Annotated in this window: 10 protein-coding genes; 9 read left to right on the forward strand and 1 reads right to left on the reverse strand. The window is 55.3% G+C overall.

The features are described 5' to 3' along the window. Positions 1–7: 7 nt before the first annotated feature. From B8987_RS19025 to B8987_RS19065, 9 genes are all read left to right on the forward strand, one after another. Positions 8–1,822, forward strand: coding sequence for an alkaline phosphatase family protein (locus B8987_RS19025; RefSeq protein ID WP_176213299.1), 1,815 nt, complete (start codon positions 8–10; stop codon positions 1,820–1,822). A 17-nt stretch (positions 1,823–1,839) separates the two neighbouring features. Next, on the forward strand, positions 1,840–2,796 hold the full coding sequence (locus B8987_RS19030) for a hypothetical protein (RefSeq protein ID WP_084662338.1): 957 nt from the start codon (positions 1,840–1,842) through the stop codon (positions 2,794–2,796). Between the two features lies 1 nt (position 2,797). After that, positions 2,798–4,741: an N-acetylmuramic acid 6-phosphate etherase gene (locus B8987_RS19035; RefSeq protein WP_084662339.1), complete on the forward strand. Its 1,944-nt coding sequence runs from the start codon at positions 2,798–2,800 to the stop codon at positions 4,739–4,741. After that, a complete protein-coding gene (locus tag B8987_RS19040) occupies positions 4,726–5,925 on the forward strand; it encodes an ROK family transcriptional regulator (protein ID WP_084662340.1) in 1,200 nt (399 codons plus the stop codon). Before B8987_RS19035 ends, B8987_RS19040 begins: the two co-directional genes overlap by 16 nt. Then, a complete protein-coding gene (locus B8987_RS19045) occupies positions 5,922–6,869 on the forward strand; it encodes a GNAT family N-acetyltransferase (RefSeq protein ID WP_084662341.1) in 948 nt (315 codons plus the stop codon). The genes B8987_RS19040 and B8987_RS19045 overlap by 4 nt, the downstream gene beginning before the upstream one ends. A 462-nt stretch (positions 6,870–7,331) precedes the next feature. Continuing rightward, positions 7,332–9,536 carry a bifunctional diguanylate cyclase/phosphodiesterase gene (locus tag B8987_RS19050; RefSeq protein ID WP_242940731.1) on the forward strand — a complete coding sequence of 735 codons (2,205 nt, stop codon included), beginning with the start codon at positions 7,332–7,334 and terminating at the stop codon, positions 9,534–9,536. Between the two features lie 455 nt (positions 9,537–9,991). After that, the gene (locus B8987_RS19055; protein WP_084662343.1) at positions 9,992–10,585 is read left to right on the forward strand and encodes a DoxX family protein; all 594 of its coding nucleotides are present in this window, start codon (positions 9,992–9,994) and stop codon (positions 10,583–10,585) included. Between the two features lie 406 nt (positions 10,586–10,991). Next, the gene (locus tag B8987_RS19060; RefSeq protein WP_176213300.1) at positions 10,992–12,470 is read left to right on the forward strand and encodes a GGDEF domain-containing protein; all 1,479 of its coding nucleotides are present in this window, start codon (positions 10,992–10,994) and stop codon (positions 12,468–12,470) included. After that, the gene (locus B8987_RS19065) at positions 12,460–12,828 is read left to right on the forward strand and encodes a sigma factor (protein WP_176213301.1); all 369 of its coding nucleotides are present in this window, start codon (positions 12,460–12,462) and stop codon (positions 12,826–12,828) included. Before B8987_RS19060 ends, B8987_RS19065 begins: the two co-directional genes overlap by 11 nt. A gap of 40 nt (positions 12,829–12,868) precedes the next feature. Here B8987_RS19065 and tnpC read toward each other — a convergent pair whose 3' ends face one another. Further along, positions 12,869–14,440 (reverse strand): IS66 family transposase, encoded by a 1,572-nt coding sequence (tnpC, locus tag B8987_RS19070; RefSeq protein ID WP_084660931.1) that lies wholly within the window; start codon positions 14,438–14,440, stop codon positions 12,869–12,871. Positions 14,441–14,456: the final 16 nt, after the last annotated feature.

The following is a 14,456-nucleotide window of genomic DNA, read 5'->3' on the forward strand; positions in this document are numbered from 1 at the left end:
GGCTAGGATGTCACGAGTGATAGTCATGGGAGTCGATGCGATGGTATTACCGCTCGTAAAACGTTTCGCAGGAGAAGGCGTCCTACCGAACTTTTTAACCGTGCTCCGGCATGGCGCTGTCAGTGAAGCGTTATCAGTCGTACCGCCTTATACGCCAACAAACTGGGCCACGATAGCCACGGGAGCATTACCCGGCCGTCATGGTGCAGGGAATTGGACCGACGTCACGATGCGGGATGCCCGAGATCGTGTGCCGCGTTCCACATTTGATGCCCGTGCTCTGAATGCAGAGCCCATATGGGTGACGGCCAGTCAACACGGATTAAAGAGTTTAGTAATTACCTATCCCGGGTCTTATCCCCGACGCGTTCCCGGTACCATGGTGGTTGCACCCCTATATCGCGGACTGACCGGTCATGTCCTAGCCCGCGGGGCATCCTACCGCCTTTGCGTGCCGAACGAACATCCGGTAGACCTGTCAGTTACAAGTCAAATTACGGATCCAGCCATTGTACCTACAGAAGATGGTCATCGCGAGATCACACAAGACGAAAATAATACAGCGATTCATTTTACTGTGGCCCGAGAGGGTACGCATCTTCTTATTCGCGGCACGGTAAAACCTCTGGTGGTGGCGTGCGGACAATGGAGTTCCTGGGGTGAGGTACAATATGCAAATGGTCAGCGCGGATCGGTTCGGTTCAAATGGGTTCGGCAAGATGGCCCCTACGTTACGTTAATTCGATCAGAAATTTACCCGACAACGCATTTTACCGATCCTCCACAATTAGCTGAAAGAATCTACGACGTTGCCGGGCCTTTTATTGAACACCCCGCTGTCGTGGCACGGGACGACGACGATAGCATGCAAGCGGTGTTGGAGGAGATTGCGGATCAGATTAATTGGTATGCCACGGTCATCGAAGATACGGCCACGTCGCATCCCTGGCAGTTGTGTATGTTTCATTGGCATTGGATTGACACGGCGCAACACACGTTTCTGGCCGCGCTGGATCCAGAAGAGGGACAAGAACCGGATCCACGGGCTGAAGAGTTTATCCGCCGATCCTATCAGTTAGCCGATGATCTCCTGGGACGATTACTGAAGCTGATGACACCTGATGATCATATGATCATCGTCTCGGATCATGGTCATGTTCCCAATCGCCGCATTGCGAGCATTGCCCGCCGTCTGGTGGAAGTGGGCTTAGCGGTCTTTGATGCACGGCAATATCCGCGCGACGTGATTGATCGCACTCGGTCGGCCGTGTACGTGCTCTCTCCTCATGAGTTAGCCATCAACTTGCAGGGACGCAATGAGGGCGGGATTGTATCGCCTGCCGACTATGAAGCTATCCTTCAGCAAGCCATGGATGCCTTGTTAGATTGGAAGGATGAGGAGACAGGTCAACGACCCGTGGCTTACGCATTACCAGCCCCCCACCAACCCCTGTTGGGTTATTTTGGAGACCGCATCGGCGATATCTTGTTTCTGTATAATCCGGGCTATTCTTGGGGCATTCCTCAAGGGAAACAGGCCATCGGCCCGGGCGATGGCACAGCCAATCATGGCGCTCAGTTGCCCACGACGCGCACAAACAGAACGAGCAATTTGGCCACAGTCATGGCTCTCGGACCCACTGTTCGGTCTGGCTATGAACGCAATGTGGCCATGGAAGGCTATGTCTCTTTGACCGACATTGCCCCACTCGTGGCATATCTGCTAGGCATTCCCGAACCGAGGCAGTGCCGTGGCACAGTGCCGTGGGATTTTCTCCGAGAGAACAACCGACAGCCCAAATGGTCAAGAGTTAAGCACTGAAAGGACGTGACACCAAGATGGAGTTAATGCAAGCCACATGGTTAAATCGTGGAGAAGAATTTCTCGTCCGAGAAAGTCCGCAAGATGCCGAGGGATATTGGGCAGGTGCCCCTGCAGCCTATTATGATGACGATGATGACGTGCTTTACCTGTACTATCGGCTCCGACGCCCCCGAGGACAGGGTCGCGGGTATGAAGCACGCATTGCCCAAAGTCACGACGGAGTCCATTTTCAGGATGTGTGGGTCGTGACCCAACAACAACTCGCGTCTCCCTCCATCGAACGCGGCTGTCTCGTGAAACAGCCCGAGGGTTGGGTGCTCTACCTAAGCTATGTCCATCATGAAACGCATCAGTGGCAAATTGATCGGATTTATGGCGATCGTCCCGAGGCCCTGAACATCACAACGCGTACGGTCGAATTAACCCCCTCAGGGATCAACGGTCATGCTGTAAAAGATCCCGTGATTGTCCACCAAGGCCCATTAAGTTTCATGTATGTCAGTTACGCGCCGGCGTCGCTGACCCGGGAGCTCCGGTCGGAGGACAGCTTACATGCAAGCGATGACGTCTTTACGACAGGCTTGGTCAAGTCGCACACAGGCCTCGCCATTGGCCTGGCAAACCACCCACATCGGTGGGTTGGCGAAGTGCTGAGTTCGTCGTTAACAGGGTGGGACTCTTTAGTGTCGCGAATTACAGGATTGATGCCGTTAGACACGGTATATTTGGCGTTTTATGATGGATCGGCCAGCGTTACAGAAAATTATGAAGAGCGGGTCGGCATCGCCATTACCGCGGATATGAAACACTTTTACAAAATTCCCCGTGAGGAACCCTGGATGCGTTCCTATTACGGCTCGTTACGCTACGTCTCCCCGGTGAAGACACCCGATGGCTGGATTCTCTATTATGAAGCGCGCACCGCATCCGGTTCCCACGTTTTGTGTGGACGAAAGGTAGGGCATCTGTAATATGCCATGGGCCGGATGGGTATTATCAGGAACACTAGCCGAGCACAATGCGGTCGACCCCATGACAGACGTGCCGATTCTCCGGGTAATCACCGACTTTGGGCAGTTAACGAGCACCGACTTGCAAAAGCTGCAGATCTTAAACCAGCGAGAATCCTGTTGGATTATGGAGGACGCGTTAAGGCGCTATAACGACGGGGATCTCGCCTGGCCGACCCCACAACTCATCGGAGCGGCGGGGGATATGGCGGGCCTGACGGAGATAGCGCAGTGGTTTGGCACAACGCTGGCTGCCCTCGGGATACAGGGCGTGTTTGGCAGTCCCACCGGAGTTCTCAGTGACATCGCCTTGCCATGGCTTGGCAGCCACATTCGGATAGCGGCCCAGCACGGTTTTGAGCAGGCGGGAATCCAGACAGCCTGGGCGATTTCACCAGAAACGGGGACGGAACCGGAATGGTGGCTCAGCGGTGCAGGCCGTATCGTTCCATGGCGCACCGGTCTAAACACCCCTGCGCAGTGGTATTGGGTTGCGGTTAAGGACTTCCCTAACATCAGAAAATCGTGCGAGGCCCTACCGCCACCGCCCCACGACAGTCCCGCACGGGCCACTATTGAAGATCGATTAAATCGCCTACGCGCCACAAGCATTCAGTTAATCGATGATCCGGCTATTTTACCCTTTCCGTCGGACACGCAATTTGTCGTGGTTTCGCCGCAGCGCCGCCTTCAAAAGCGAGTCGCCGAACTATTGAACCACAACAGGCGGAACGACGGACCGATTGTTTATGTCTGGGTTGACATGTTGCCAGATGAGTCCCATGACGGCTTGGATGTGGTAGTCGTCTATGCAAAGCCCTCGATCGTAGGGCTAGCTCCCCCGCACGCAGTCAAAATTCAGGTGTTTGATACGCATGACACTGTATGGAGAGCCCTTTGGCAGAAATTGATCGGCCGTGGGCTGTGGGAAGGGCGCACCCCATGGCGATTGGATCAGCCCGAACGGGCCACACACGCCGCCCATTACAGCACTGAACAACCGCATCCCGGGACGGACTTTCGCTGGTTAGAAACCCTTTCTGGTCACGAGGTGATGCGGCAGTGGATTCGCGAAGAACAGCAGGCCATTGGACGCATTGCCCCCGCGATTCCTGTATTAGACCGCGTTCTGACACGGCTTGTCGACACGTATCGCCGGGGAGGGCGAATCTTTTATGTGGGTGCCGGATCGGCGGGACGACTCGCCGTTATGGATGCCGCGGAACTGCCTCCAACATTTGGTCTGCCCCCTGGCCGCGTCCAAGCCATCTTGGCTGGGGGGATGTCCGCCTTTCAACAAGCTCAAGAAGACGCTGAAGATGGAAGCCAAGCCGGATGTCGGGCGATACGAGCCCGCGGCATTACATCGCGTGATGTTGTCATGGGCGTGACCGCCCATGGAGACACGCCATACGTAGTTGGAGCACTCCAGGAAGCCAAAATGCGGGGCGGCTTTACCGTGGCACTCGTCAATAACCAAGGCACACGGGTGGCGACGGTTGCCGACGAAGTGATTTTTGTGGATACCGGTCCCGAAATTCTCTTAGGATCCACGCGGTTGAAAGCCGGAACCGTCGAAAAAGTTGTGTTAAATATGTTATCCACGCTGACGATGGTCAAAACGGGCCACTCGTATGATAATTTGATGGTGAATTTTATGGCGCAGAATGACAAATTACGCGAGCGGGCCGTGCGTGTCCTGATGATGGCCACGGGACAACCCCGGCAAATTGCACGGAGAACCCTACAGGCGGCACAGGGCAATCTGCCCGTGGCCATCATTATGTTACGATGTGGGCTGTCGAGTCAACAGGCGCAGAATGCCTTGGATAGACATGGCAGCGTCTGGCAAACAATCACCACCATAGAAGAAAGCGGGGAAGCCCGATTATGGGACACGGATTGAATATTTCAGGGGTGCACCGACAAAATCGACGGCTCATCTTGCGGTTAATCTTACAGAATCCACAAATTTCCCGCATTCAATTGGCGGAGCGGACGCATCTCACGCCCGCCTCGGTATCGAACATTACTCGGGCCCTCATTAACGAACAGTACATTCAAGAAGTGGGAACTCTGGATGAAATCCGATCCATTGGCCGACGGGCCATTGGGTTGAGAATTCGCAATGGCCACTATCGCACCGTAGCAGTCCATATGCAACGCCGACAAATCACGATCGGCCTCGGCGAGTTGGATGGATCCGTGACGCAGACGCAATCTTTGGCCATTCCCGATCATCCGCATCCCGAGCACTTGGCGAAACATATTGGGCGCGAAATCACCAAACTGGTAAGCACCTTAACCGGGAGTCATATAGTGGGCATTGGTGTCGGAACATCGGGGATAGTGGATACCGACACGGGCATGGTAAATGCGGCATTGGCTTATCAATGGCAGAACGTCCCGTGGGCCGCCTTGTTAAGTCAGGAAACGGGCTTGCCCGTCGCCGTGGATAACAACGCACGCGGAATGGCTCTGGGAGAAATGCTCTTTGGGGGGCAGGACGCGTCTGCTTGGTTAGTGTTTTTCTATGTGGGCCAGGGGATCGGTGTCGGCGCGATCACTAATGGTCAAGTATTTCGTGGCCCAAATGGCATTGGCGGAGAACTGGGCCACATGACAATCAATTGGCAGGGCGAGGTCTGTTGGTGTGGCAACGTGGGATGTTTGGAAACCTATCTAAATCAGGCCCACATCGAAGCCTTGCTGAATGTGACGGATGGCGAAAGCCTGGTGACGGCGTTGCAACGGTGGTATCAACGGGGTCCCTATTTTGACCTCATTGATTGGATCACAACCGCTATGGTGGCCATTGTCAATATGTTTAATCCACGCCAGATTGTCCTAGGCGGCTGGCTTGCTGACGTTTGGTCGAGGATTGAGCACGACGTGGTGCATCACCTGAAGCGACGGACCCGGTTTTGGAGTGAACCGGCACCCCAAATTCGCCCAGCAGCTTGGGGAATCGACGTGGGGCTCCGCGGGGCTAATGCCGTCGCCTTAAGTAAATGGGTGTATGACGTGGGCGTCGTCAGCCCGAACGGGAGTATGGGCGACCAGATCGCGCCTCCCGAGGAGACCGTATGATGCGGGTGACAATTGCCGAACCCCGCGATTACGACGCAATATTACGGTTGTGGGCTTCCGCGCTGCCTGTCGATTGGATCGGGAGGGAGCGGTTTTACACTGGCCTCCTCTGCGATCCAGCATTCCGGGACGACTCTCTGTGGGTCGCGAAAACTCGTGGGCGTCACGTGGTTGGATTCGCTCTCATCTCAGCGCCCACAACACAGGGACGGAAAATGGGGGCGATAGCCGTGGAGGCCGCCTATCGAGGACAAGGAATCGGCACCCGCCTATGGCACGCGGTTTGTGCGACCGTGAACCCGGCGGAGTCTTTACGGGTCGACGGCATTTTTCCACATGTGTTTATTCCCGGAGTGGATCGCACGCATTATGCCCCCGCGTGGCAATGGTTTTTACGGCGAGGATGCCAACCGGAACACCCTGTTGTGGCGATGGAACGGCTCTTGGACGATACGCCTATCGAACCGCAAATTACCTTGCCGAAAAAATTGGCGGCAAACGTTTATGTCGGCATTCTCCCACGCTGGCTTCGTCATCGAGCATTGGAAACCGCGCGGTCCTTTGGCTCCGGATGGGAACGCGCCGTGCGGGAAACGTGGCAGCATGCATGCCGGCCCGAACGGGTGTTAGGAATATATACGGCCACCGAGGTGTTAGGAATCAGCGTGGTAGGAGGCTATGGCGAACCTCTGGGGCGATTGGGCCCGATCGGCGTGGTACCCGCGGTACGCGGGCAAGGATGGGGCAAAGCGTTGCTCCAATATACGTTACGCTATATGCGAACGCATGCGGTGTCCCGCGCATATTTTTTGCATTGCGTGGAAGGGAGTCCGGCCTATCATCTCTATCGCCATCAGGGATTCCACGTAATACGAACATTTGTGCCTATGATAAAATATGTCCACAATGACCCAAAATCCGGCAACGCAAGCCCCGGACTTTAGTCCTGGGCATACGCTGCGCTTTTGTTGGGATGGAACTGTCGGAGGTGTCCACTGCATCATGACGGACGGCTATTAAGCCCCCACACGTTCCGAGACATCTGTCAATGCATGCGATACGGTGATGAGGCATCATCTCATATGAGACGGTCATAGGACCCGCAGCACTGCGCCCCGAAAGTCAAATGGGAGACCTTGGCACGCCATAACCCCGGCTCGCTATCTATTCGTGCATAGCGATTGACAATTATCATGGAATTTCGGCACAATCCGACTCATGCAGACTTTCCTTCTCTTTATACTGACTCTAACGAGCGATTGCTCAGATAGGCTGCTCATTGTCAAGCCCCCATCCCGAATGCGTTTAGGATATGGATCGTCCGTTACCAGCACTATACGTGGGGCTGGCCTATCCATCAGCAAATTCGTATTCGCTCGCCCGAGGAGAGAGCTGGATTGGTTGTCATGCTGGCACAATTTGTTATGGACGGGGTATTGATAGCCGGGTTATTAGTTGGGATGTGGGAATGGGGGGATCTACTACTCTTCCATCATAGAATCACCGCCAGTCGTATCCTCGTCGCTATCGGGTTGCCTGTGCTTCTCGTCATTGTGAACCGTTGGGGACCCATTACCATTCCGTTCGGGATTTATGTGGTCGCCCTGGTCGCCCTATGGACAGTGATGCCCCACCCATCCTCCTGGCAAGTAGGGGGCAGTCTTGTCATCGTCGGGGCCGTGTTGGTTCATGACTTGGTAACTACGGGGGGAACCCTCCATAAGGCCATCGATCTGGTTGTTATTTTCATGTTGGTTCTGGGGTTACGTTGGGGCGCTCCACGTTTGACAGGGTTACGGAGACGCATGTTGCTTTATGGATCCGTCATAGGGATCGCTCTTATTTCCATGGTTGCGAATCATGATGCATTCTCCGACCTAGTCATATCCCTTACGGCGGCGGGGGTAACCGTTTCGTATATCATAGGCCGCGCTGACCGAACCCACCGATGGGAACACGACATCTATCGAGCGGAACACGACGCACTAACCGGCACCTTAACGCGTTATGGACTTGAGACATGGCTCAGCCAACTATCGGCCCAGGATCGGGCCATGGGCGTCGTGATCGCCTGCGATCTCGATGATTTCAAATGGTTTAATGACACGTGGGGTCATGAATTAGGGGATCAAGTTCTGCAAGCGTTTGCCGACCGCATTCTCACGGAACTCCGCACACAGGGTGCTGTCGTGCGACCGGGAGGCGATGAGTTTACCGTATGGTTTCCCGGCATTACTCCTGACCAGGCTCCTGCCATCGTGGAGCGCCTTCATCGTGCTGTGACGGAGGACCCCTATACGTTAGCAACCGGTTCCTTCCATTTAGGCGTGTCCATTGGCTGGGCCGTGGGAGAGCTCTCCGACGACACCGTCCGCGTAGCCGACCAAAATTTACTCCAAGCGAAACGGCATGGAAAAAACTGTATTGTCGCGACGTTCGCCACACCGCAGAGCCCTTTGGCGGATGGACAGGCGCCGGCAGCGCACCTGGGTTGGCTTGCCGACGCGGCTCGGGCGTTATGGGCGCAATGGTCCACGGCAGCCGTCTTAACCAATACGGCGGGAGCCATCGTCGCGGTAAATGCGGCCTATGAACAGTTGACGGGACGAACGTGGAATGAACTGGCTGCACAGAAACCCGGAATCAACAGTGCGGGGGAGACGCCTTCTCACGTCTATGATGCGTTATGGCAGACCTTAGAAGACGGCAAAACATGGCAAGGACATTTAAAAAATCGCCGACCAGACGGCACCCCATGGTGGGCCTATGAGACGCTTGTTCCCATTTCCATCGGATCGCAAGTAGTTGGATATTGGGGCATAATTCAAGAATGTCCTACAGAGAGCCCTGTGACCGTCACATCCCCAACATCCTGTGATGCGCCTGAGACCAGCGCAGCAGATGATTTTCTGCGCCATCTAACGTTCAATGCCGTATTTCAACCGGTGGTCGATCTGCAGAGCGAATCGGTGATTGGACAGGAGGCCCTAATTCGTCCCCAATATCACGGACGTCTGCTGTCTCCCCTCACAGTCTTCGCTGATGCGCAAAAGGCGGGAGCCGTAGTTCAGCTGGATCGTGTGTGCCTGCAGGCTATCATCCGGACTATAAATGCACAAGGGCCGTGGCCACGTACCCAGAAACTCTTTGTGAATGTCGTGAGTGCCACGTTAAAGGATCAGCTAACATTCCGCCGTGATTTGCAGCACCTCACTGCGGTGGTGCCACCAAACCAATTGGTCATCGAGGTGGCTGAGCGACACGTCGACGCGGTCGACTGGGAGGCGTTAGCACAACAGTATCCCGATGTGATCTTTGCCCAAGACGATGTGGGAACAGGGGAATCCGATCTAGCACGACTTGTGCGCTGGCGTCCCGCCTGGATCAAAATCGACATCGCGCTTGTCAACCGTATCGTCGACGATAATGGGACCCGGACACTACTGCGGGTGTTAACGGACTGGGCACATGGACTAGGATCGAAAGTTATTGCAGAGGGAGTAGAAACGGAGAGCCAAGTTATGATTCTCCGTGAATGTCAAGTGGATGCCGGCCAAGGCTATTTCTGGGCGCATCCGATGCCGCAGTGGATCACTCAGATGACCCGTTAACGTGACAGCCGTGGGAGGTGGAGTTCTCGGGTTTACTGATAAGGACATTGATACACAGTGCATATCCGTCAATAGGTTATGCCGCTATCATCCAAATCCTGCCACGGAGAATTCAGACGATTCGCAGCAGAGCGATGGGCCGTTAGAAACCCTTCACGGCCCCCACGCTGCAGACTGGGCGGTACGGATTAGCCAATGAGTGCTGCGAGCTATTTCAAAAAATAGGGATGCGCCACATACATTGGCCAAATGGCCTCAATAACGATCATGGAAGACCTTAACCGACACAAGAGCGTTCAAATGCGACATCTCTCAGCAAAATGTGGGAGTAGTTCATATTTACTCCTTTTGGACTGTTGTAGGGTGGACTTTCAGGCCTACCCATCCCGAGGATGACGGTCGATTCTAGAAAGAGACGAAAACTTTTAGAGAAAAGGAAAGGCAGGTGTTTCACAATGTTCAAGGACCCGGTATCCAATAAGGCGTGGGACAATTCGGGGAAGGAAGATTCGGCGCGGAAGAATAGACAAAAACTGGTGGGAGGATTACGCATCGTGTTTGGGCTATTCTGGCTCATGGATGCGCTACTCAAATGGTCGCCAGCGTTCTTTCACGAGTACGTGGGCCTGTTAAAAGCCGCCGCGGCCGGACAGCCCCCGTGGTTACATCCCTGGTTTCATGGCTGGATTGCGCTAGTGTCGCCGCACCCCGATATGTGGGCCTTTCTGACCGCTTTGATAGAAACGGTCACCGCGCTGGGACTGCTATTGGGATTCGCCCAAAAACTGGGGTATCTTATAGGAAGTCTCTTTAGTTTAGCGATATGGAGCACGGCGGAAGGGTTTGGCGGGCCGTATACCCCGGGCGCCACCGATATTGGGACATCGATTATTGACTTTTTAGTCTTTGTCTATTTGGCCGCCATGCAATATATGGAAGGATTGCCAGCATATAGTCTCGATCGATGGATCATTGCCCACTGGACGCCCTGGCGGAAGATTGCGACGTTTGCGACCGATACGACCGTGTCCCCCGCTGGAAAGTCATGACGGTCAGCTGTCCGCACTCCGCATTGTCATCAAATTAGGCGGTTCAGGCAGTCTAGCCGCCATCAACAACTATTCAGCCCAACACACTGGGCACGACGTTGACCGCGAGCGCACTCGCTCGGGGACCGGAGAACGGTAACGTTAGAACTGGTTGGAAGAGTTTGTAGGACCGGTGCATGGTATAATAGCCCAAACTGTACGAGTTGTGGCTTGGGTATGTCTTCTTCTCTCGTCATTGTGGACGAGAGCATGAGATGATGACAAGTCCGATTGTGGTCATGGTGGCCCCGCCGTCGTTTGTGCATGGGATTATGTGTTCTATAGCTCCAGCCACAAAGAATAACAGCACTAGATGACACAATTTTTCGCACCATTCGATAAGGTTACGCGAGAAAGGGTCTGCAACATGAGCTGGTCTTATCGCTCGGCACTGAATATGGTTGCCCGTGCTGTAACGGGAGTCTTATTCATCTGGTGGGCAATTCTCGGATGGCACGATCCGGTCATCTGGACAACGGGTGACATGCCGCATGGCATTTCTCGCCTGACGCAATGGCTCACTATCGGGTTGATGGCGAGCGGCGTAAACCTTTTCAATGTGCCGATTATCCCGTTGCGGGGAAAAACCGTGCAGGTGCGTCTTAATACGGTAGAAGCAACGGTCATGGTCGTGCTCATTCATAATGGCTTGTGGGCGGCACTGACGGTTTCGGGCACTGCTAGTGTCGCCTTGTGGGTTAGCTATGCTCTTGACGGTGTTCTGCGACGATTCCCGGCCATACACCCGTGGCGTGAGCGGTTCTGGCGATCTGTGGGGGATGACCCCAACTTTGTGGTGCCCCGGCGTCTCCGGTTGATGCTCCTTAATGCAGTGCTCGATCTAGCCGGAATCTGTGCGACGCAAGGCCTCATTGAAGGGACTCTCTTTCGAGGGCACATCTGGATAGGCCCAGGCGCGCTGATATTCGCCATCGGCCTTGGTGTCGGGACATTTAATGGATGGGAACTCGCCGCGATAATGCTGGGCACACACTCCCGGGTTCTCGGTCCCCAGCAGCGGAGGTCCTCTGCGCTTCAGCAAATAAGCGTCATTTACTTCTTAGTTGCTGGATACAACTGGTTTTGGGGAGCGATGATGTGGGCTGGTTGGACAGTCTGGGGCTTAGGGGGAATGGCGTTAGTGCATTGGGGCCTGTGGCGGACGCGGCAACGTGTCATAGTCTCGGAATTATTAGCCGAGGAGCAAGCGCAAAGAGATCAACAGTATCGCATGGCCACGACCGATGTACTAACGGGCTTACCCAATCGGCGGGCCACCGAAGACTATGCCCTGCAGTTGGCACGAGCTCAAATTCCGACAGCGGTCGTGGTGGTGGATATTGACTGGTTTAAACGGATCAATGACACCTGGGGCCATGATACGGGTGACTTCGTCTTGACACAGGTGGCGAAGTTATTGCAATATGAGCATCGCCATCCGGGGCCATGGGCCGATTTTGTGGGACGTTGGGGCGGCGAAGAATTTTTGTTGTTGTGGCCGCAATGTCCTTCGACGCGCGCCCAAGACAAATGTGAAACCTTATGCTCTCGCATCGCCCAAACACCCATCGTCTGGACATCTGAAAGCGGCGTGTCGATTCCTATTCATCTTACGGTATCGGTGGGGCTGGCTCTGTGGTCACCGCACCCAGAGCCGGATCACACACCGCTGGAGGCGTTTCGATGGGCTGACCGGGCTTTATATGAGGTCAAACGGCATGGTCGAAACAACTGGCAAGGGGTGACTAGTTATCCGCCCGCGTCGCCGACGGTTCATTGGATGCGGTCGTGGGCGCATGCTTCAGGCGAATATCGTGAGAACGGGGGAGAACAACATGAACAATAACCTCGACAGGAGACGCACTAGGGTCTCTTCGCAAAGCCGGACGCCCTGGCAGACTAATGATCCTCCACAACAGACCGCGGAGGATCCGGACGACACAACGTGGCACTACTGGATAGCCCGTGCGCAAGCGGGCGATGAGTCGGTGTGGGAGCAGATTTTTGCGGCGACCGATGCGTTAGTCCGCCGCATGCTCCGGGCCTATTATTGGCCAGGGATCGACAGCGATGGGGACGATGGGGAACAAATTGCACGAACCGGCGTATGGCAAGCCGTGATGCAGTATCAGCCCACCCGTCAGGTCCCGGTGCGGGCCTGGCTGCGGTGGGTCATTCGTCGACGGCTCGTAAGCGTCAAATAATCCCCACCTTGCGGTGGGGATTCTCGTGTGTTCTGAATTCTTAAGGGGTTGCCGGATTGGCAGGAGTTCTGACGTGGGCCGGGAGCGTCGGCGACCAGGGCAGGCAGTCGGCCCAGCTGGCGGCGTTCGAGAGGTCGCGTTGCGGCAATTGTTCGAAGAGATATTGGAGATAAGCACGCGGTTCCAAGCCGTTTTCTTTGGCGGTTTGAATGAGACTCAAGGTGATCGCGCTGGCTTGCGCTCCGCGCGGCGTGTTGGCAAAGAGCCAGTTTTTGCGGCCCGTCACAAAGGGTTTGATGGCCCGTTCACTGCGGTTGTTGTCTACCTCGAGTCGTCCATCCTCGAGAAATCGCGTCAGCGGTTTCCATTGATTCAGGCAATAGGTCACCGCCTTGCCCAAGGGACTGTGGGGCAGGGTGTGCCGTTTTTGCCGACGTAACCATTGCGCAAAGCGAGCCAAAACCGGGCGACTCCGCGCGTGCCGCGCGGTGTGCCGATCCGCCGCGGAGACATCCCGCAGATCCCGTTCGATGCGGAAGATCGCGTTGCAGAATTCGAGTCCGTCCCGAATGGCGCTCGGGCCGTCGCGGGCCGCCGGCGGCAACGTTTGCAGGGCCTCAACAAAATACCGTCGTGCATGCGCCCAACAGCCGATCAGCGTGGCATCTGGGACCTCGCGATAGCCGACATAGCCGTCACATTGCAAGTAACCCCGAAATCCCGTCAGAAATTGTCGCGCATAGGCTCCCTGCCGTCCCGGCTGATACTCATAGAGCACAATCGGGGGACCCTCTCGTCCCGTTCGATAGAGCCACATATAGGATTTTTGCTCGGCCCGGCGGCCCGTTTCATGGAGTACGGTCAGCGTCGTTTCATCCGCTTGCACGATATCCTGCTGAACCAAGGAGTGCTTCAACGTCCGATAGACGGGTTTGAGCCACGTGTGCGCGGCATAAATAACCCAGTTGGCTAAGGTCTGACGGGACAACGGCACGCCAAGGCGTGCCCACTCCTGTTCCTGCCGATACAGAGGCAGATGTTCGGTAAATTTTTGGTGGAGGGTAAAAGCCAAAAGGGACGGGGACGCCAGACTTCCGGGATAGACCGGGCGGGGCATCGGAGCCGTTTTGATAGGCGTGGTGAGCGCGTCGCGCTCACACTGCCGACACGCGTAAACCTCTTGGACATGTTCGATGACTTTGACTTGCGCGGGAATGACTTGTAACTCTCGACGGATTTCCTGGCTCATCGCATGCAGGGGGCCGTGACAGGTGTCACAGACCCGGTCACCCTCCGGAAGAACGTAGGTAATGCGCTCCACGGGCAGATGAGCTAAGGCCAATTCGCGCTGTCCCGCCGTCTTTTTCTTGCGCGTATACGTGATGGTTTCTTGGGCAGCATCCATCGGCGATCCCGCCAGCGTTTCCGCTTCGTTAAAAAGGTGCAGTTGGTGGGCATCAGACCGTTCTTGGGAGGCCCCGAATTGACGATGTTTGGCTAAGCGAAACTGTTCTTCATACCATTGCACGCGCTGCTGCAGTTCGGCTATTTGGTGTTCTAGACGGGCGACTTCGGCGGCCCATTGTTCGACGGTACGTTCGGATGACATCATAAAGTATCATTCGCCA

The organism is Sulfobacillus thermosulfidooxidans DSM 9293 (assembly GCF_900176145.1).
Lineage (GTDB): Bacteria > Bacillota > Sulfobacillia > Sulfobacillales > Sulfobacillaceae > Sulfobacillus > Sulfobacillus thermosulfidooxidans.

What these genes read in the sequence shown, in the direction of transcription:
- B8987_RS19035 (WP_084662339.1), top strand. Translation starts at nt 2,798, where the DNA reads ATGCCATGGGCCGGATGGGTATTATCAGGAACACTAGCCGAGCACAAT.
- B8987_RS19050 (WP_242940731.1), top strand. Translation starts at nt 7,332, where the DNA reads ATGCTGGCACAATTTGTTATGGACGGGGTATTGATAGCCGGGTTATTA.
- B8987_RS19030 (WP_084662338.1), top strand. Translation starts at nt 1,840, where the DNA reads ATGGAGTTAATGCAAGCCACATGGTTAAATCGTGGAGAAGAATTTCTC.
- B8987_RS19065 (WP_176213301.1), top strand. Translation starts at nt 12,460, where the DNA reads ATGAACAATAACCTCGACAGGAGACGCACTAGGGTCTCTTCGCAAAGC.
- B8987_RS19055 (WP_084662343.1), top strand. Translation starts at nt 9,992, where the DNA reads ATGTTCAAGGACCCGGTATCCAATAAGGCGTGGGACAATTCGGGGAAG.
- B8987_RS19040 (WP_084662340.1), top strand. Translation starts at nt 4,726, where the DNA reads ATGGGACACGGATTGAATATTTCAGGGGTGCACCGACAAAATCGACGG.
- B8987_RS19025 (WP_176213299.1), top strand. Translation starts at nt 8, where the DNA reads ATGTCACGAGTGATAGTCATGGGAGTCGATGCGATGGTATTACCGCTC.
- B8987_RS19045 (WP_084662341.1), top strand. Translation starts at nt 5,922, where the DNA reads ATGATGCGGGTGACAATTGCCGAACCCCGCGATTACGACGCAATATTA.
- tnpC (WP_084660931.1), bottom strand. Translation starts at nt 14,440, where the DNA reads ATGATGTCATCCGAACGTACCGTCGAACAATGGGCCGCCGAAGTCGCC.
- B8987_RS19060 (WP_176213300.1), top strand. Translation starts at nt 10,992, where the DNA reads ATGAGCTGGTCTTATCGCTCGGCACTGAATATGGTTGCCCGTGCTGTA.